The sequence below is a fragment of the Bdellovibrio sp. HCB-162 genome (assembly GCF_047344985.1).
Classification (GTDB): Bacteria; Bdellovibrionota; Bdellovibrionia; order Bdellovibrionales; family Bdellovibrionaceae; genus Bdellovibrio.
This window is the reverse complement of record NZ_CP178861.1, coordinates 1,407,036-1,425,033: the sequence shown is the minus strand read 5'-3', so window position 1 is coordinate 1,425,033 and position 17,998 is coordinate 1,407,036. Positions and strand designations below refer to the sequence as shown.

Genomic DNA, 17,998 nt, shown 5'->3' with positions numbered 1-17,998 from the left:
GCAAGTGTCCCAGAGCGAAAAGGGCAGATTTCCCTCTGGACTTCGTCCGCTGCCGCTGTGATCGCGAAAGGCCTGGCATCTTTCCTGCTCTCTTCTATTCAGTGCTTACCAACAACCACAAAAAGGAGTGAACATGGAAACGACACCCAACGATTTCAAAAACAGCATTGGCAATATCAAAGAGAACGTCAAAAAAGGCGTGAAGCAGGAACTTCAAAGCAGCGGTTGGGAAGATCGCTACCATGCTGTTCAGGACAAAGCGCGTGAAGCTATGGATGTATCCGAAGATTTTGTAAAAGCTCATCCTTATTACACAATTCTTGGAGCGGCCACTGTCGGCTTTGTTGCTGGCATGTTAATCCGTCGCAACCAATAAAAACAAAAACCGGGAGGTGCTGCAAAGCCCTCCCCTTCAGCTTAGGAGTTTTTCTATGCAATGGATAGCCATGATTGTCTCGTTTGTTGTCGGTCGTCTGAATGCCAAAGCTCGTAGCCTGCGTGAAACCGCCGAAGAAGTTTTTGATGAAGTCAGCCGCAAAAGTCGCAAAGTGGTCTCGCTGACTTTGGCAGGACTTTGCGCGGTGATTCTTTTCTGCGGTGGATTTTTTATTGCTCTGCTTAATGGAACAACTCAATACGATCGCACCGGCGCCGTCACTTGGACCGCCACCCTCAGCGCAGGTATTGGCCTTATCGCCATTGCAGTTATTACATTTGCAATTGTCTTCTTACGCGCGTGGCCCGGCGCTCGTCATCCCCATCATAATCACACAGCACCTCATCATCGTCGCCATGAAGCAATACCGCCCTCTTCCTTAGAAACGGCGATGTCCGCTCTTGTCATGGATTTTGTGCGCGAAAGAGAACTCCGCCGCTCGCGCCGTGAAACCCGCAGAGCTGAACGCGCAGAAAAAGCCTGGCGCCATACCAAAACTGCTGAACAAGAATCCCCCACAACAGGTTCGTCACCGCTTCACTGAAGACGGTGATGCGTTTTGCGATATAAAGTTTTTCGATCTATTCCTAAATCACGGGCCGTCTTTTCGCGTGCGCCTTTATTGAATTGAAGAGCATATTCAATATATTGACGGCTCAGCTCCTCAAGAGTCACCAACCGGCCTTCTTTTTGACAAAGTCGATCAAAGGCATTTTCAAAAGAAGGATTGCGCCGCTGTCCACTTTCCAAATCTTTGACAGAAATTTCAGAATGCGAACTTAAAACCACCGCACGCTCTATGGTGTTTTCAAGCTCCCGCACGTTTCCCCACCAGGAATGAGACAAGAGGTAAGAACTGACATCTGCGGTAAACCATTTTTCCGCCGAATGATGCTTCAGAGAATATTTTTTTAGAAAATATTTGGCCAAAGGCAAAATATCTTCCGCTCGATCCCGCAAGGGCGGAATTTCTATGGGAATTACATTCAGACGAAAATAAAGATCTTCGCGAAACTTTTTATGTTGCACGTCTTCGCTAAGATCATTATGAGTTGCTGCCAGAATGCGAATATTCAAGGAACGATAGTGATTTTCTCCGACTCTTTTAACTTTCTTTTCTTGAAGCACACGTAAAAGCTTGGCTTGCAAATGCAAATCCAAATCTCCGACTTCATCTAAAAACAAAGTACCGCCGTTGGCTTCTTCAAAAAGACCGGGCTTTGCCAGCGTCGCTCCCGTGAATGCTCCTTTGGCATATCCAAAAAGTTCCGACTCCAAAAGCTGATCGGGAATCGCGGAGCAGTTGATGGGCACAAACGTCTCGCGGTTTCGCGCGCTCAAATCGTGAATCATGCGCGCGACGACTTCCTTGCCTGTTCCACTTTCTCCTGTGATAAGCACATTGGCAGAGCTTGCGGCGACTCGACGAGCCACACTCAACACCTCTTGGAAGCGCGGACTCTGCGCAATGATTTGCGGATTCTCCGTCACAGTGGAGCCCTCCATTCACACCAGTTTTGCTCAGGCACACTTCGGCCTTCGTCGATAAAATCCAAAACCTCCATGACGGCCCTTGCGAGATTCGTGGTCGATGCGGGATTTTGACCGGTCACCAAACGACCGCTTTTAACAACGTGAGGAGAAAACCGCGGTGACGACGTGTGATGTGCACCTCGCTCTTCCAATTTGCTTTGCAATAAGAACGGCACGGCTTTTTCCATACCCACAGTTTCTTCTTCCTCATTCGTGAAGCTTGCGACTTCGTGACCTTTCACAAGATACGCTCCCGATGACAGGCGCACGTTCACCAAACCTGCGGCGCCATGACAGACGGAGCTGACGACACCGTTGTTTTCAAAAATTTCCGCCGTCAGTTTTTGCAATTGCAGATTTTCTGGAAAATCAAACATCGCGCCATGCCCGCCTGCAAAATAGATCACGCCATAATCTTTGCCACTCACCTGCCAAGGCTTCATGGTGTTTTCGATTTTACTAAGAAACTCTTCGTCGTTCATCCACGTGGCATTAATGGGATCGTCCATCTTCACGCCATCTAAGGGAACCTCGCCGCCCAAGGGACTGATCACATCAATATCGTAATTCCATCGTGCGAATTCATCATAGGCATGAGTGATTTCCGAAAGATAGGCTCCCGTTTTGTGGCCGGTGTTTCCGAGCTGGCTCGCACTCGTTAAGACAAAAAGTATCTTCTTATGACGCATAAAAAGTCCTCCTTGCAAAAACAAACTACCACCAGCATCTCGCACCCAGAGGAGGAACTCAAATTTTCCGAGGGGACTTGCGAATCAACAATTAAATGTCGAAGAACTTTTTAAGGTCTTCAATAGACATAAGACCCACGGCGACTTCGCCGTCTTCTCTTTGCAAAGTAGGAACCGAGCCCGTGCCTAAGAGCTCCCACTCCCTTTGCCAAACATCAGCAAGACTCTCACTCGCCGTATCCACGCGCAAATCCGGCATGCCAAGATCGCGTGCTAAATCAATCAATAACTTTTCATTCGAAATGTCTTCCCCGTTCACCCAAAACTCACGTCCAAGAGTGTGACGATAAACAAGAGCCAACATCGCGTCTTTTTTCTGAGCCGCTATCACGTATTGAATCGCACGAAGTGTGTTCGGCTTTCCAAGTGGGAACGAAATTTCAATCTCAGGAGCAACCTCTCGGACCTGCAAAACTTCGCGCTCTAAGGCACGACTTAAAGAATAATTCGCGATCTCCATAGGCACCGAGAGACCTTGGGAATGCTGAACACCTCTCCATTCGACCAGAGAATTGAGATGCAAAGCCACCAAACGCTCTTCCAAAGCGTAGCAAAACGGGCAATTCAGATCGCTATACAGGTTCGCTCGGTAACGCATTTCGCCTCCCTCTTAAGTCTAGTTTAACTCTGAAGGACGTCAAGTCCTCGTCGGGGACTCCGATCTGATTTGCAACAGTCAAAATCATTTCTTGGAGTCACGACTATGACAATTCAACTCATGTCTTTTATAGCGAGCTTATTCTTGATCACTCCCGCATTCGCTCAAAATGCACCTCCCCTTGCCGATCTTTCTAAATACGATTACGTCGACCCAAAAAGAGAAATTCCCACAAAGGCTTTGGAAAAGGCTCTGACGTACTACGATGTTTACTACAATAAAATTTCCAATAAAAACTATCTGACAGTGATCGATTTCACTCAGGCCTCCAACAACAAACGCATGTACGTGGTCGATATGAAATCCGGCGCTGTGACTCGTTATCTGGTGGCCCACGGAAAGGGTTCCGACCCCAGCCACACCGGAATGGCGAAGAAATTTTCCAATGTCGAAGGTTCCAATATGTCTTCAATCGGTATGTACGTGACCGGCGGTGAATACAGTGGTAAGCATGGTCGCTCGATGCGTTTAGTGGGATTGGAAAAAACCAACGACCAAGCCATGGATCGTGCGATCGTCGTGCACGGCGCGTGGTACGTGGACCCACAATACAAGCCCTTGGGTCGCAGTCAGGGCTGCCCCGCTGTGGAAGAGAAGTATATCAATACTCTTGTGACGCAGCTTAAAGGCGGCAGCGTTTACTACATATGGGCGGGACAAAACTAGTTAGGAATTTTTCGTGGAGCTTTTGTATAAGGATGAACATTTTATCGCTGTGAATAAACCTTCCGGCTTTCATGTTCATCCCCACGAAAACGTTCAGCACCGCGTTTCTCGAGATAAAATCTGTCTTTATCACGCTCGTCGTATGATGAAGCAACATGTGTATCCTGTGCATCGCTTAGACGCAGGCACAAGTGGCGTGTTACTTTTCGCTCTTTCTTCAGAATCCGCAGGAAAACTTTGTAAGCTCTTTACCGAACGCGCCACTTTGAAAACGTATCAAGCCGTTGTGCGCGGTTATGTAAAGGAAGCGGGAGACATCGAAATTCCTCTGGAACTGGATTCCACTGGGGATCTTGTCGAAGCACGGACCAGCTTTAAGCGCTTAGGGACCGTGGAGTTTCCCGTGGCCGTCGGGAAAAAATTTCCCACGGCTCGCTACTCTTGGGTGGAGGTCACTCCTCACACGGGTCGCTATCATCAGATCCGCCGTCACTTCAATCGCATTTCTCACCCTCTTTTAGGTGACGCCGTTCATGGCGATTCTCACCACAATCGATTCTTTAGAAACCATATAGGAATTGAGGGGTTATGCCTTAAAGCTTTGCGCCTGGAGTTCACTCACCCGTGGAGTGGCGAAGCGGTTTCGATCGAGGCTCCCCCTTGCGAAAAGTGGAAGAAAATTCAACTTTTGTTTAATCACACGGATGCGCCACAAAACCCCCTGAATTCCCTTTGACCTCCCTCTAGAGCGGGCGTAGATATGGTCCCCGTTTTAGAGGTAATTCATGACCAAAGCGCAAGCTCTTCACAAGCTAATGATTGTGATCGGCCTTCTTTTTATTTTGCTTGTCTCCATGCAGTCTCATTCCGCTCCTTTGCATCACAAAATGCAGGTGGAGATTTATCCAGGATTGAAGATGCTGAAGGCGGAGGACACGCTCACTTTTCCGAAAGATTCTCCTCGCAAATTAAGCTTTTTGCTGCACAAAGATTTGCGCATTACGGTCACAAGTGCTGATGACTCTTTGACACTTCTTCATGCTGGAACTGCGAACGAACCGTACTCTGAATACGGTTTGCAATTGGGAACTCAGGACAACAAAGTTTCGGTGAGCTACTATGGTGTGATTTACGATGCTGTTGTGAACGACAGCAGCAATGGTTTGATTGCCCCTGAAGGAGCAACTCTCTTTGGTAGCACTTACTGGTATCCGTTTTTCTTAGACACGCAAAAAAGTTTTGATGTGACTGTGCAAACTCCGGCGGAATGGCGTTCTTTAGTGCAAGGCCAAATTGCCAGCACTCAAGTTGCTAATGCCATTCGCACATCTCGCTTTGTTGAAATTTATCCGCAAGAAGAGATCTATTTGGTGGCGGGTCCTTTTCAAAGTTATGAAACCGATGTTGCAGGAAAAAAAATCCAAGTTCTTTTACGTAAAGCCGATCCCTCTTTAGCACAAACTTTTCTATCTCTGGTTCCTGAATATCTTGAGCACTATAGCAACACCATCTCCCCTTATCCGTACTCCAGCTTCACCGTTGTAGAAAACTTCTGGGAAACAGGTTACGGAATGCCTAGCTTTACTTTGCTAGGACCTACGGTGATCCGCTTGCCGTTTATTTTAAATTCTTCTTTGCCACACGAGGTTTTGCACAACTGGTGGGGTAATAGCGTTTACGTTGATTATGAAAAAGGCAACTGGAGTGAAGGCCTCACGACTTACATGGCGGATTACTGGCAACAAGAAAAAGTCGGCAACGACCGCGGCTATCGTATGAATGCTTTGATCAATTACGGTGATTTTGTTTCTGCAAATGCCGGAAAAGATTTTCCCGTGCGCCAGTTTAAAGGCCGCCATAATTCCAGCTCTCAAGCTGTGGGCTATAGCAAGTCCATGATGATCTTTCACATGTTAGAGTTTAAATTCGGCAAAGATCTTTTTAAGAAAGCGCTTCAAGATTTTTATACTGAGAATCTGTTTCAACGCGTTTCTTTTAATGAAGTTCAAAAAAGCTTTGAAAAGATCACGAGCCAAGATCTGCAGGGCTTCTTCGCGCAATGGCTTGATCGCACCGGTGCTCCCAAAGTTGAACTGACAGACGTGAAAGTCATGAGATGGTTGGACGGCTCTTACAGCACCACTTATCTGCTTTCTCAAAAACAGGCTGAAATGTACGACTTGTCTATTCCTGTAGTTTGGAAGTTAGAATCTGGAGAGGAAATTCGTCAGCTTGCTCGGCTCACCGATAAGTCTGGTGTCTTCTCATTGGTCAGCCGTTCCAAGCCCGTGCATATTTCTGTCGATCCCGATTTTCATATCTTCCGCGATCTTTATTTAGAAGAACGTCCTGCCACCTTATCCTCCGTTCTTGGCAGCGCTTCAGTGAATTTTTATTTTGATAAAGAAAATCCTGATGCCGAAAAGTTTGCACAATCTTGGGCTCAATCCGCCGAAGGCAAAAGCACGTTCACAGCAGTGACAGACTCTTTGCAGATCGCTTCGGAAGGAGCGTTAGTTTTTGTCGGAGACAAAGAAATCTTTGCTAATTTTATGAAGGCTCAACTTCTGGATCAAAAATTTACTCTGACTGACAAGAAGATGACGATTGACGGTCAAGAGTTCTTGCTTGAAAACACAAGCACGGTTTTAGTCACAAGACTAAAGAGCAATCCTGCCCAACCCATCGTGTGGGTTCGCTGGAGCAAAGACAACAACCCTGCCGAGTGGGCCGGTCGCCTTACGCACTATGGAACCTTTGGTATCCTGGTTTTCCAAGGTCGCCCCGCTGTTCTAAAAAGCACATGGCCTGTGCTGCAATCGCCTCTGCAAAAGTCCTTGTAAGTGTTGGAAGCCATCATCTAGATGGCTTCTTCTTTTTTCGACTTATTATAAAATGAAGAAAGATTTGAAGTTTTCGTAAGGCCAAGGAGGGACTTATGGCGAACAATAATCAATCCGGCAAAATCGGTTGGATTTTATTATGGTTGATAGGAGTTCCGATTCCTATTTTACTGATTCTTTATCTTATCCGCGGATGCACTTAGCGCTGGGCGCATACGAACTGCAAATGTTTTTGCACGTCCTGGCATACGGACACAATTTCGGTGCTGCTGCCATTACATCTTATTTCTGAGGGACAAAGAGCATAAGAAGGAATTATTTGCTCTGCGTGGGTTTCTTTGACTATCGCTTGTCCTACCTGCTGCACCTCTTCAGCTGTCATACGGCCGAAAGTGAATTCATTCATTGCAATGTCAAAAGCCGTAAAGAAGGGAATTGCCACGGATGGAATTTCTTTTTTCACCACTTCGCGCAAATAAACGGCCTGGATTTTATCACCAAATTTTTCATGAAGGATTGTTGCCATCTGGATACTTGGATCCGAGTTATCAAAGATCACGATAAATTTCCGTTGCGGATGTTCTTCTATGATTTTTTGAATGCGCGAGATTTTAAAATCTTCAATCGACCACTCTGTGAGCCAGTTTCTCAAATAACGGTGACTTTCAGGATAACCGGAAACTTTCAAAAAACCCGAAATACGTTTTTCAAACCAAGAAGAGATCGCGCTGACCAGATAAAAATGGGGCGCAGATTCTTCTTTTGAAATCACCGAATATAGCTCCGGCATGCCTGCAAAAGTTTTGTCTTTCTCTAAAATTTTAACAGCGGATTTAACTAATCCCGTATTTTCAGCCTGACGTAAAACATCATCAAAACCGCTGATGATAATAGCCTTTTCGTTTGCGTAAAGCATTGAAGGCCATATCAAAATGATTAAAAGGATTTTAGAGATCAACCACATTCGGAGCTCCATGGCTTGCGTGCCTTATTTTACCTCATATATATTTATATTCAACAGCGACCCCATAGCTCAACAGGATAGAGCTACGGTTTCCTAAACCGTCGATCGTGGTTCGAGTCCACGTGGGGCCACCACTGCCACTGTGGCAGTGAAGCCCTCTTTTACCCCGGATTCGAATAATACTCATGCGGAACCGAGACGCCACGACGGGCGATCTTTTCTGTCATGATCGTGTTTTTCATCAACACGGAAGAAACCAAATACGCGATGGAGCAGCAACCTAAAAGCGGAACCATTCCCACGGGCTGTTGCGTGCCTTCGAGCGCAAACAGTACGGATGCAAGAAGCGCCCGCGAAGAACCGGCAAAAAGTGCTGCCATTCCGATCAAAGCCATGGTTGAAACATCTGTGTGAAGTTCTGGGAAATAAAACGCAAGTCCCGTTCCCACTAAAAATCCAAATGCAGATCCTAAAGTTAAAAGCGGTGCTAAAGTCCCCCCGGAAGTTCCACTTCCCAAAGCAACCGACCATGCAAGAAACTTCCAAACAAAAATACTCACCGCTGCGCCCACACTCAATTTACCTGCAAGGCTCATCGTGATGTTGTCATATCCGACACCCAAGGCGCGAGGTTCGATAAGTCCGACCAAGCCCACAACCAAACCGCCAATCACAGGCCACCACATCCAATGAATAGGAAGTTTCTCGAACATATCTTCGATCCAATAAACCGACTTCGTAACTCCGACCGCAAGAACTCCCACCAATGCACCGAAGGCGAGATAGATAAACAAGCTGATTAAATCGGGAGAGTGAATCGGAGGCATCGTAAAGAAAGCCTCCCCACCCATCACTGTCGCGCGCAAAGTGGATGCCACAACAGTGGCAAGCGCTACGGGAATGAATGATTTTGCCCTGTATTCAAAAAGTAAAAGTTCAATCGCCAACAACACCGCTGAAAACGGCGTTCCGAAAATAGCCGTCATTCCCGACGCTGCCCCTGCTGCCAAAATAACTTTGCGCTCATAACTGCTCACCGGAACAATTTGTCCCAGCCAAGAACCCAAAGCACCACCTGTGGCGATGATTGGTCCCTCGGCACCAAAAGGTCCCCCGGAGCCAATCGCAATTGCTGACGAAATAGGTTTTAAGAAAGTCATTCGGCGTGGGATTCTGCTCTCTTTTTGTAAAATGTTTTCCATCGCTTCAGGAATGCCGTGACCACGAATGCCGGGCGAGCCGAACTTTGCCATAATACCAACAATCACACCGCCAATCGCCGGAATGAAGATCGCCCAAATTCCCAGGTGATTATCTGCAGGCGAAGAATATTCGATAGAAAATTTTTGGAAATAAAAAAGGTTTGTGAAAAGCGCGATGCCCATCAAAAGGACTTTCGCGACAATCATGCTCGCTACCGAAACCAAACAACAAAGAGCAGTAACTAACAAAATACGACGGCGTTTAACAAGTTCATTTGAAACCAACTGGAGCCTCCAAGACATTGAAACTCTCTCTGGTTGGAATATCCGTCAACGCGTTGGACCGCGCATCGAAACGCCGCGTTAAAGTGAGTTACTTACAACGACTCACTTTCACAACAGCCGCTTGAGTTGTTGTATCAATGACAAGTTCAACAAGACATTTGTTTAAAGAGTTGCGCGCATCCGCACGACCTTTCTCACACGCTTGCAAGGAACCAAACAAAAATGTTTTTCCATCTAGATCAGTCAAACGACTATCGACGATCATCACTTGCGGTGATTCCGAATTGCAAAACATCGTCGCAAACGCATTGCCATCTTGCCCGTAGAATCGCTCCACCTTTGGAGTGATTTGTTTCGAAGAAAAAACCGCGAAAGATCTTTGCGCCGCATTTCCTGCTAAAGAAAAAAGAAATCCCAGAGCGACAATAACGAACTGAATGCGCATAAAAATCTCCTATGAAACAGTTGAATTGATTTTAACTGATGATACTAAAGGGTCAACTTAACCCTTACGATCCCAGCGAGCCATTTACTTTTTACTTAAAGAGCCCAAAATGCCTCTTAATAATGACCGACCAATCTCACGGCCCACTTTTGAACTGGCAGCCCGAACCGCACTTTTTGCAGCGATCTCCCAAACACTGTCAGGTTCTTTGACAGACCTTTTCTTTGTGACAGGCTCTGCCACTTTTTCTTGCGTTCGAGCTTGCAGTTTTTCATACGCCGACTCCCGATCCACAGTTTGCGTGTATTGATCTTTAAATGGAGATCGACTCATCACCGTTTGGCGTTCCTCCGTTGTGATTGTTCCTATCCGCGACTGTGGAGGACAAATTTTCGCGCGCTCCACCGGCGAGGGAACTCCGCCCTCGCCCAGCATTGAAACCAAGGCTTCTCCGACGGCGAGCTCCGTGATCACTGTCGCCACATCCAAGCCAGGTTTTGCCCGAAATGTTTCAGCGGCGGCTTTCACGGATTTTTGATCTTTCGGAGTAAACGCACGAAGAGCATGTTGCACCCGATTTCCCAGCTGACTTAAAATTTTTTCGGGCACATCCAGAGGATTTTGGGTAATAAAATAAACACCCACGCCTTTGGAGCGAATAAGGCGAACCACTTGTTCTACTTTTTCTAAAACAACTTTTGAGGCATCGTTAAACAACAAATGGGCTTCATCAAAAAAGAAAACCATTTTAGGCAAAGGAACATCGCCCGTCTCTGGCAGAGTTTCAAATAATTCGGAAAGTAACCACAATAAGAAAGTGGCATAAAGCTTGGGATTTGCAAAAAGATTTTCTGCCGCCAAAATATTAACGTGACCACGCCCTTCTAGCGTTGTCTGCATAAAGTCTTTTAGCTTCAATGCCGGTTCGCCAAAGAATTTGTCAGCCCCTTGTTCTTCAAGGCTTAACAGGCCTCTTTGAATAATCCCCAAACTTTGTTTGCTGACCGTTCCATAATCTTTACCAAAAAATTCTGTGTTTTCGGAAGCGAAACTCACCAGAGCTTTGAGATCTTTCATGTCCAAAAGCAAAAGTCCGTTATCATCGGCATATTTAAAAATTAAATTTAAAACGCCGGTTTGCACATCGTTAAGTTCCATTAAGCGTGCCAACAACAAAGGTCCCATTTCTGAAATAGTGGAGCGTACCGGATGGCCTTGCTCTGAGAAAACATCCCAAAAAATGACGGGATAGGATCGAAACTGAAAGTCCTCTTTTCCTAAAGACTGCGCCCGTTGGATAAGTTTCGGATCATTTTTTCCTGCCTGTGAAAGACCGGCCAAATCACCTTTAACATCCGCAAGGAAAACAGGAATTCCTAAATCTGAAAAACCTTCTGCTAGGACTTGCAACGTGACGGTCTTTCCTGTGCCCGTAGCTCCTGCGATAAGTCCATGTCGATTGGCGTAGCGAGCCTCCAAGAGACATGGCACCTCCCCTTTTCCGACAAGAATTTGACCGGACACCATAGAGCCTCCTTGTCAGATCCGAGCAAAAACAGGGTTTGAAGTCAAAACACCTTGGAGGAATACATATTTTAAATAGAATTTGTTAATAAGACGAAATGAAGAATTGATAATTGGTCTTTTTCAAAACTCATAGCTAAGACTTCCTTTTTTAGGAGGTCCTCATGAAAATCGTCATCACGTCATTAGCATTTCTTTTTACTCTTCCAGCTTTCGCGGCGCCGGTCAGTCGCTGCATAGGAACCACGCAAACTCACCAACTTGTCGTCGAGCAAATGGGTTCCGACACGCAGGTGACTTTAGAAGACATCAACCTTCATAAGTATCAAGATCTCAAAGATCCCAAAGAAGGTGTTTTCAAGATATCAGGAAAAGAAAAGTCGATCATTGTCGTTGAAAACAAAACGGTGGAAGACTTCACCAAAGCCCGCCGGATTTCTCAGGAACTTGTCGTCTCTTTGATGATGGGACGCCCTGAATTTCAAGGTGAGGAAGACATGCTTTATGCTTATGCCAGCGATATCATCCACACTCTTGTTTGCAAGTAGTTTAGAACGTCATTAAAAGATCTATGTGAGTGCGGTCATAGTCCATTGGAATGGTGTCGATTGAATTTTCATTCTTAAACACTGTGTACTGCACTTGCACTTTCTTGGTGATTTTGTAAGCGACACTCCAAACTTGACCGCGTGTGGAAGTCACACCACCGCCGAAGTCCGAATCAGTGAAAACACCTAAGACAGCGTCCTTTTGCACTTCTTCTTGGGTCCATGTCAGACTCCAAGCCTTGTATCCTGCGATAAGTCCGTAAGCATGGGCTTTATTAAGCGTCTCTGCATCTTTGTTTTTAAGAGTTTCGTAAAAAGCCGAGACATCCCAAGAGTCGAATTTCTTTTTGACTTCGATAAATGCCTGCTCGATGTCAAAGTTTGTTGGATAGTTGCCATTGATATCCAAAGTGTTGCCGTTCCCGGTAGCGCCTGATGTGATATTCGCCGGAGGATTGTCTTTAAGATCCGTATACGAAAACGAACCCACACCAAAAAGAACGGTCCAATCTTGTTTCTTCCACTGGGCTCCGATTTGAATCGCGTTTAAGAAGTTATCCGTCTGTTCTTCACCGAATTGAGAGTCATAGTTTTCGCGAACCCAGAACATCCCGCCTTGCGTGAAGAAACTCCATTCGTCACTCAAAGGTTGATTGTATTTAAGACCCAAGCCTTCCAGCGTAATATCACGATCTAAAAGCATCTGGTTTTTACCTGCAAACGTCAGCGGCTGCGGCATTTTACCGCCATAGATATTTAAAACAGAGAGCGGCTTATAATCAAAGAATGCTTGATCCAAACCAAAATTACGGCGAGGCATTCCCGGAGATTTTTCGTCACCCAGAGTTTGATTTCCACTGTTCGCGGAACTTCCCGTCATCAAACGCAAAGTCACTTTCAAGTCTTCATGAAGCTGACTTGTCAGTCCAAAGCGCGCTTGAATACGCTGAATGCTTCGTTGCTGTTTGGGAGCTTGTGTTTCCATTTGCTGGCGATAACGAAAATCCCCGAAGAATTGAAAAGGTTCCTCTTTTGGAGTTTCTTTTTTCGGAGCGACTTCAGCAACAGAAGTCGCCACTGCTGGCGCTGGCGCAGGCATTTCACTTGCAGCTTTAGTTTCGGAAGGTGTCGCTGCGGGAGTTTGCGCTTTTGCAAAAACCGTTGCAGCAAGAATCAAAGAAAAAAGACCGAACTTCATAAAAACTCCTACAAATAAATATGCGCAATCAACCAAACCACATTTTGATGTTCATCAAGCTGTGACGAGTCTTTTGTTTTTTTGTACGTGGCAAAGAAATCAAAATTAGGAAAAGGGAAATATTGAACACCAACGCCATAGGATTCCACATGAGGATCTGTTTTTTCGGTATCCGCGTTGTAGTATTCCTGAGTTAAGAAAAGTTGCACACCTTGGGTGTACTCGTAACCAAACTTTAAGAAATCAACGAAGCCTGTTTTTCCGTCGGGATAATAAATCTTATCAGCCTGGAACAATGTTGAAATTTCCGGCGTCCAGCCAATCAAAGCAAAGACACCTTCAAAGGCTTTGTCTTGATCACCACCGGCTTGTGTGAGTTTACTGCGATAGATATTCACACCCGCCCGCGCTGTTTTGCCGAAGACTTTAGAAACTTGCAGGACGTAACCTTTTTCATCGTCGTATTTATCAAAACGAGCGCGCTGAGCAAGGCCCGTTGCGACCACTTGATAGTTTTCATTGCTCCACGCAAGTTCGGCTGAAACTCTTTCTTGTCCAGGATTAAAATCCAAATAGCGACGAGTCACATAAGTGTGTTCTGCGATATTCAAACCGTACACAGGATAAAAACGTCCCGCACGCAAGGAAGCGACTACGGCCCCCCCGCGCCAGTTTTCAGAATATTGAGCCCACGCTCGGGGCATATAGATAAAATCTCTCCACTCGGCATCAGACTTTGACGGTTCATAGCGACCGACAGAGGCGTATACGATTGTTTTATCGTTCACCTTAAAAAGAGTGTCGATATCCACTTGCATAAACATAAAGCGCCCCTTGGAAGCCATAGAATTTTCCGTCATGGTCTGCAAAAGACGAACATTCGCGCCGACACGCAACCACTCTGGTGTTTCAATTTCCCAGTAATTCTTTTCTGTATTGGAAGCTTTAAAAATAGAATCATTGCGCGAGAAAAGTTCTTTTCCCAGCTCCCGACCGTATTGTGAGAGCATGTCCCCGCCTTGATGAGTCGTGTGACAGGCCATGCAGTTCACATAACCATGTCGAATCATTTCAGGATAAGCGAAAGATTTGTTAGCAAATAAAAACAGAACAAGAACGAAAAAATACTTCACTCTGGCATTCCTTGCGAAATCCACTTCATCAGGGCTTGTTTTTCCGCTTCCGTCAAAGCTCCATATGGTTCTAGTGGCATGGTTTGTTTGACGATGGCTGAGTCAAAAATACGTCCGATGTTTTTTCTCACAACGTCCAAAGACTCAAAATCAAGTCCCGCATCCGCATTTGCTCCGCGATGGCAATCAAGGCAGCTCGATTTTAAAACTTGGTTTTTAATCACAGGCCAATTGATAGGTCCTTTGATCGGACGAGCGTTGCCGCGACCTGTGTTGCGTTCAGGTCCTCCGGCTTCGATCCAGGCTTTAAGCAAATCATACTGAGCTGCTCCCAAACCACCGGAAGGCATGTCCCTTTTTTCGATAGAGCGATAATAAATGCGGCTGAGATTTGCTCGCACTTGTTGATAGGTTTCAAGGTTTAAACCTCCCTGAACACCACCTGGAGTTGAGTGACAGCGAAGACACTCCGGCCCCATCACCGCCATATTCAAGCTTTGATAATCAAGGCTGGCGGCGATCATGGCTTCTTGTTTGCCAAGACCTCCACCCATTGTCGCATTTTCTTTTTTGACGTGATTGTAGTTACACGCTGTCAAAGCGAAGCCCACTATCACTGCCACAAGCGGGTTTAGTTTCATTGCAGCCTCTCGACCGTAGATGTCGTGTTCACTTCCACTTGGTCAGCCACCGTGATTCCTGCAAAAGAAGGAATGACGATTCCAAAATCAGAAAGTTTTAATTGAAAATTCGCTGTCATTTTGACGCCTTCTTTAGAAGACTTCACAACGAATTCACCTTGAACCGGTTTTTTAATTCCGTGCAGATCCAAAGTTCCTGCGAACGGCAACTTTGTGTCTGTTTCTTTAGTCATTGTATTTTTTGGAACTGTCAGATCGTTGACAGTCAAAACGGCGTTTTCGAATTTACCAACTTCAAGATATTTTTCCTTCATATGACGATCGCGAAGAGCAATACCGGTGTCCGTGTTTTTAAGGTTTACGCGAAGATCCCCTGAAACAATCCAGTTTTCACCCTTCTCTTGCGCCACCAAAGTTCCCTCTGGTCCCTCGCCTTTGCCATCAATACGGATAGCGCTGGGATTTCCAATCGCCAAGAAGTTGGTTGTGCCGCTTTCTTTGGTCATCTTAAAAGAAGTCGCAGCAAAACCGGGAGAGCACATAAAAAATAAAACAAACAATACATATTTCATAACTATTGCTCCTTCTTAGGATAAAGAACTTCACATTGGTCGTTACTAGGACGAACGACACCTTGGGACATGTCTTTTAAATAATAGAAAATCGCATAACCGATATTAAAAGCGGCACGATCGAGCCACGCTTCCACTCTTTCTGGATACAACGGCTTATTGGTGTTGGGATTAAACGCCAGATCTGGATGCCCTGGATGCAAGTTGTTCACAAAACAGACCTTGTTAAAGATCTCGTGATCCATAAAGACCGGAGACGAAGTTTTCGCTGTCGAAATCTGATTGAGACACTTCTCACGCATTTGATTTAGCATCTGACCGCCGTGTTTCCCGACGAAGCTTGAAAGCTCTGGCGGGAATTGCACGCGCGTTCCTTCCATGGCCATCCAGAATAGATACTGAGGCGCATAGTTCTTTCCACCGCTATCAAATGTTTTTAAATTTTCTCCGCGTTTACCAAACATGCCATTGGCAAGATCGGCCACACGGACACTGCCACCAGACCACTGCATAATTCCGCGTGCTAAAGATGAATTTCCATCCGCGTTCGGTCCATGGCACTTCATACAAGACGTACGGAAGTACCAAGACCCTGGAGTCGAATAATAAACTTCACCAAACGGACGTTTCGGTTGCGTGCCCTTCATCATCCAAGGACGTTGCTCTTCTTTAGGAAGATTTTTTTCTGGGAAGCTGCAAATATCTTTTTTATTCCAATAGCCGACAGGAATTTCCTGTGTGATGGCTTTTTCTAACTCGGGTGTTAACTCAAGACTGCGGAACTTGGCCGGCATTCCTGAAGTCGGATCATTCCAATCTGATCTTCTAGGCACAAACACATCACTGGTTGAGACCGTGAAATCTTGGTCGATCCACTTAAAGTCATTTTCTTTTTTGCACGTCGGCTCCCAAAGTTCGGCCGCTTGTTCACTTTCAAAACTGCGCACCCATTTACCCATGATGCGCAAAATACCGCAGTCAGGACCACCTGGCGTATTCATCGGCATTTGACTTGTTAAACCCAACTGCTGAGAAGAATCCGCCACTTTTCTCCAAATATGGCTTTGATCTAAATCGCCGTTTTGATGAACGATCAAACGCGAAGGAATCTGAGTGGAACGTGTTTTTGTATTAAAAGAGAATACGGCACCCGCCGTGAGATTCAGCGTAATGCCATTTTCTTTTGTGAACGCAAGACCATTGGGGTTGTGACAGTGAGCACAGTTACCGACCATGTATCCGGCAGCACGCATTTCATAAATATTGCGCGCGACACTTGTCCCGGTTTTTTCTAAGATCGGCCATTCACGCTCAACAGGAGCATTTTCAATAAAACCGTACCTTCTAAGACGCTCGACTTGAGTTAAATCAGAATATTGCACCGGCTCCTCACGTCCCGCCTCACCGATTGTTCTGCGATGGAGTTGCAGAGGAGAAAATCCAATAACAAAGTTCTGACCTTGCGAACCCATGTGGCAATCAATACAGCGCTGACTGCCTGGAATGGCATAATTGCGCACTTTTTTTGCGACTTCATCCACAGTCACCGTAAAGACAGTGTCCTTAAACGGAGTTCCATCACGGTACGGAGTTTCCACAAGAGTCGCGGTTTGTTCGGAGTCGTCCCACTTGTAAGTTCCAAAAAGACTTTTTTGCCAAGGTTTGCGTACAACAATAATGCGCGTCTCGATACGCTTGTAGCGAGTTTTCCCATTGGCCATTTTAATTTTTTTATAAAAGAATTTATAAAGGCGCGTGTTCTCGGGCATATCAAAGAAGTTTTCTTGGCCTTCGATATACCTTGCCTTTTGACGAACAAGCTTTAAACCTTCGAGTTTCATTGGCAGATGAATCCAACGGCCTTTGCCATTGTTATCAGCCCACAAAGGATATTCCACGGTGTAAGCCACCGTTCCTTTTTTCGCGAGTTCATAAGCATCTAAAGAAAATAAATCTGTGTCCGCTAAGTTTTGCGGCAACTTTTCCATGCTCGCAAATTCACGGTCTTTCCAATAATCAAAGCCGATGATTTCTGAATTCGGTGTGCAGTTTCCACTTTGACTGCCTCGGAAGCGAGGTTTACGTGGAGCTTCAGGTGGAGCATTGGGATCTAAAGAAAAACTGCCATCAGGTTTTCCTGCGGCAACCCAAGCTTGAATCTTTTTTCCTAAACTAATAAAAGCCTCTGGATTTTTTTGACGACGATCCGTCGGAGGCATGCGCTTGTCGGGATCTGCGTGGAAAATATATTCAGTGACTTTATCCGCGATTTCTACAAAGCCCGGATAAAACTGTGTTTTTCCTGCGATGGTTCTCACTTCACCACGATAAGAATCAATGTACGAAAAGCCCCCGCTTTGTGCGGGAGCCTGATGGCAACTCATGCAGGCAGAGTTAATTCCATCGCGAAGGTCGCCGAAACTAACAAGGCCAGTGCCTTTTCCACCTTCATACTCGATTTCGTCATAACTGTATGCCTTATCGGTATTCGGGCATTGCATTGCTCTTAAAGGGTCTTGCTCCCCGGGGGCGTATTTTCCTCCGCAGGAAGCAAGCGTGAACAATGAGATAAGCAGAAGTGTGAGTTGCTTCACTTAAAAC

At 45.8% G+C, this 17,998-nt stretch carries 18 protein-coding genes and 1 tRNA gene; 7 read left to right on the top strand and 12 right to left on the bottom strand.

Translation table 11 applies throughout. The annotated features are described in order from the left end of the window. Positions 1-133: 133 nt before the first annotated feature. Both ACLSSO_RS06970 and ACLSSO_RS06965 read left to right on the top strand, forming a co-directional pair. Positions 134-376 (top strand): glycine zipper domain-containing protein, encoded by a 243-nt coding sequence (locus ACLSSO_RS06970; RefSeq protein ID WP_340591063.1) that lies wholly within the window; start codon positions 134-136, stop codon positions 374-376. Positions 377-431: 55 nt separating this feature from the next. Continuing rightward, positions 432-980 carry a hypothetical protein gene (locus ACLSSO_RS06965; protein WP_413944477.1) on the top strand — a complete coding sequence of 183 codons (549 nt, stop codon included), beginning with the start codon at positions 432-434 and terminating at the stop codon, positions 978-980. Here ACLSSO_RS06965 and ACLSSO_RS06960 read toward each other — a convergent pair. The 3 genes from ACLSSO_RS06960 to ACLSSO_RS06950 form a co-directional block, all read right to left on the bottom strand. Then, positions 974-1,927 (bottom strand): sigma-54 interaction domain-containing protein, encoded by a 954-nt coding sequence (locus ACLSSO_RS06960; protein WP_413944475.1) that lies wholly within the window; start codon positions 1,925-1,927, stop codon positions 974-976. The genes ACLSSO_RS06965 and ACLSSO_RS06960 overlap by 7 nt on opposite strands. After that, complete coding sequence (locus ACLSSO_RS06955) at positions 1,924-2,658, bottom strand: type 1 glutamine amidotransferase domain-containing protein (protein WP_295900904.1); 735 nt, start codon at positions 2,656-2,658, stop codon at positions 1,924-1,926. The genes ACLSSO_RS06960 and ACLSSO_RS06955 overlap by 4 nt, the downstream gene beginning before the upstream one ends. A 91-nt stretch (positions 2,659-2,749) precedes the next feature. Next, positions 2,750-3,316, bottom strand: coding sequence for a DsbA family protein (locus ACLSSO_RS06950; RefSeq protein ID WP_295900901.1), 567 nt, complete (start codon positions 3,314-3,316; stop codon positions 2,750-2,752). A 105-nt stretch (positions 3,317-3,421) separates the two neighbouring features. On the opposite strand from ACLSSO_RS06950, the gene ACLSSO_RS06945 reads away from it, so the two are divergent. Genes ACLSSO_RS06945 through ACLSSO_RS06935 form a run of 3 tightly spaced genes read left to right on the top strand, consistent with a single transcriptional unit; the run spans position 3,422 to position 6,885 of the window. Next, a complete protein-coding gene (locus ACLSSO_RS06945) occupies positions 3,422-4,042 on the top strand; it encodes a murein L,D-transpeptidase catalytic domain family protein (RefSeq protein ID WP_295900898.1) in 621 nt (206 codons plus the stop codon). Between the two features lie 13 nt (positions 4,043-4,055). Then, entirely contained in the window at positions 4,056-4,778 is a 723-nt protein-coding gene (locus ACLSSO_RS06940) for a pseudouridine synthase (protein WP_413944474.1), read from the top strand. A gap of 49 nt (positions 4,779-4,827) precedes the next feature. Further along, positions 4,828-6,885 carry a M1 family metallopeptidase gene (locus ACLSSO_RS06935; protein ID WP_413944473.1) on the top strand — a complete coding sequence of 686 codons (2,058 nt, stop codon included), beginning with the start codon at positions 4,828-4,830 and terminating at the stop codon, positions 6,883-6,885. A 199-nt stretch (positions 6,886-7,084) separates the two neighbouring features. On the opposite strand, the gene ACLSSO_RS06930 is transcribed toward ACLSSO_RS06935, so the two are convergent. After that, entirely contained in the window at positions 7,085-7,849 is a 765-nt protein-coding gene (locus ACLSSO_RS06930) for a phosphatase domain-containing protein (protein ID WP_413944472.1), read from the bottom strand. 58 nt (positions 7,850-7,907) lie between these two features. Between ACLSSO_RS06930 and ACLSSO_RS06925 the strand changes: the two genes are divergently transcribed. Continuing rightward, positions 7,908-7,983: transfer RNA gene (locus ACLSSO_RS06925), tRNA-Arg, on the top strand. Between the two features lie 27 nt (positions 7,984-8,010). Here the strand turns inward: ACLSSO_RS06925 and ACLSSO_RS06920 are convergent. The 3 genes from ACLSSO_RS06920 to ACLSSO_RS06910 form a co-directional block, all read right to left on the bottom strand. Beyond that, positions 8,011-9,354, bottom strand: coding sequence for a chloride channel protein (locus tag ACLSSO_RS06920; protein WP_413944471.1), 1,344 nt, complete (start codon positions 9,352-9,354; stop codon positions 8,011-8,013). 70 nt (positions 9,355-9,424) lie between these two features. After that, entirely contained in the window at positions 9,425-9,781 is a 357-nt protein-coding gene (locus tag ACLSSO_RS06915) for a hypothetical protein (protein ID WP_295904361.1), read from the bottom strand. A gap of 84 nt (positions 9,782-9,865) precedes the next feature. Next, complete coding sequence (locus ACLSSO_RS06910) at positions 9,866-11,308, bottom strand: helicase HerA-like domain-containing protein (protein WP_413944470.1); 1,443 nt, start codon at positions 11,306-11,308, stop codon at positions 9,866-9,868. A gap of 161 nt (positions 11,309-11,469) precedes the next feature. Here ACLSSO_RS06910 and ACLSSO_RS06905 point away from each other — a divergent pair, with 161 nt between their 5' ends. Continuing rightward, positions 11,470-11,853 carry a hypothetical protein gene (locus ACLSSO_RS06905; protein ID WP_295904364.1) on the top strand — a complete coding sequence of 128 codons (384 nt, stop codon included), beginning with the start codon at positions 11,470-11,472 and terminating at the stop codon, positions 11,851-11,853. 1 nt (position 11,854) lies between these two features. Here the strand turns inward: ACLSSO_RS06905 and ACLSSO_RS06900 are convergent, their stop codons facing one another. The 5 genes from ACLSSO_RS06900 to ACLSSO_RS06880 are packed head-to-tail and all read right to left on the bottom strand — an operon-like array spanning position 11,855 to position 17,991. Further along, positions 11,855-13,051, bottom strand: a complete 1,197-nt coding sequence (locus tag ACLSSO_RS06900; RefSeq protein ID WP_413944469.1) for a putative porin — start codon at positions 13,049-13,051, stop codon at positions 11,855-11,857. Between the two features lie 8 nt (positions 13,052-13,059). After that, complete coding sequence (locus ACLSSO_RS06895) at positions 13,060-14,184, bottom strand: hypothetical protein (RefSeq protein WP_413944468.1); 1,125 nt, start codon at positions 14,182-14,184, stop codon at positions 13,060-13,062. Next, positions 14,181-14,825 carry a hypothetical protein gene (locus tag ACLSSO_RS06890; RefSeq protein ID WP_295904368.1) on the bottom strand — a complete coding sequence of 215 codons (645 nt, stop codon included), beginning with the start codon at positions 14,823-14,825 and terminating at the stop codon, positions 14,181-14,183. Before ACLSSO_RS06890 ends, ACLSSO_RS06895 begins: the two co-directional genes overlap by 4 nt. Continuing rightward, positions 14,822-15,397 (bottom strand): YceI family protein, encoded by a 576-nt coding sequence (locus tag ACLSSO_RS06885; RefSeq protein WP_295904370.1) that lies wholly within the window; start codon positions 15,395-15,397, stop codon positions 14,822-14,824. Before ACLSSO_RS06885 ends, ACLSSO_RS06890 begins: the two co-directional genes overlap by 4 nt. Positions 15,398-15,399: 2 nt before the next feature. Then, complete coding sequence (locus ACLSSO_RS06880; protein ID WP_413944466.1) at positions 15,400-17,991, bottom strand: hypothetical protein; 2,592 nt, start codon at positions 17,989-17,991, stop codon at positions 15,400-15,402. Between the last annotated feature and the right edge of the window lie 7 nt (positions 17,992-17,998).

Coding starts and splice junctions, on each gene's coding strand:
- ACLSSO_RS06910 (WP_413944470.1), bottom strand. CDS start 11,308: ATGGTGTCCGGTCAAATTCTTGTCGGAAAAGGGGAGGTGCCATGTCTC.
- ACLSSO_RS06920 (WP_413944471.1), bottom strand. CDS start 9,354: ATGTCTTGGAGGCTCCAGTTGGTTTCAAATGAACTTGTTAAACGCCGT.
- ACLSSO_RS06890 (WP_295904368.1), bottom strand. CDS start 14,825: ATGAAACTAAACCCGCTTGTGGCAGTGATAGTGGGCTTCGCTTTGACA.
- ACLSSO_RS06885 (WP_295904370.1), bottom strand. CDS start 15,397: ATGAAATATGTATTGTTTGTTTTATTTTTTATGTGCTCTCCCGGTTTT.
- ACLSSO_RS06905 (WP_295904364.1), top strand. CDS start 11,470: ATGAAAATCGTCATCACGTCATTAGCATTTCTTTTTACTCTTCCAGCT.
- ACLSSO_RS06970 (WP_340591063.1), top strand. CDS start 134: ATGGAAACGACACCCAACGATTTCAAAAACAGCATTGGCAATATCAAA.
- ACLSSO_RS06915 (WP_295904361.1), bottom strand. CDS start 9,781: ATGCGCATTCAGTTCGTTATTGTCGCTCTGGGATTTCTTTTTTCTTTA.
- ACLSSO_RS06950 (WP_295900901.1), bottom strand. CDS start 3,316: ATGCGTTACCGAGCGAACCTGTATAGCGATCTGAATTGCCCGTTTTGC.
- ACLSSO_RS06945 (WP_295900898.1), top strand. CDS start 3,422: ATGACAATTCAACTCATGTCTTTTATAGCGAGCTTATTCTTGATCACT.
- ACLSSO_RS06930 (WP_413944472.1), bottom strand. CDS start 7,849: ATGTGGTTGATCTCTAAAATCCTTTTAATCATTTTGATATGGCCTTCA.
- ACLSSO_RS06965 (WP_413944477.1), top strand. CDS start 432: ATGCAATGGATAGCCATGATTGTCTCGTTTGTTGTCGGTCGTCTGAAT.
- ACLSSO_RS06955 (WP_295900904.1), bottom strand. CDS start 2,658: ATGCGTCATAAGAAGATACTTTTTGTCTTAACGAGTGCGAGCCAGCTC.
- ACLSSO_RS06935 (WP_413944473.1), top strand. CDS start 4,828: ATGACCAAAGCGCAAGCTCTTCACAAGCTAATGATTGTGATCGGCCTT.
- ACLSSO_RS06900 (WP_413944469.1), bottom strand. CDS start 13,051: ATGAAGTTCGGTCTTTTTTCTTTGATTCTTGCTGCAACGGTTTTTGCA.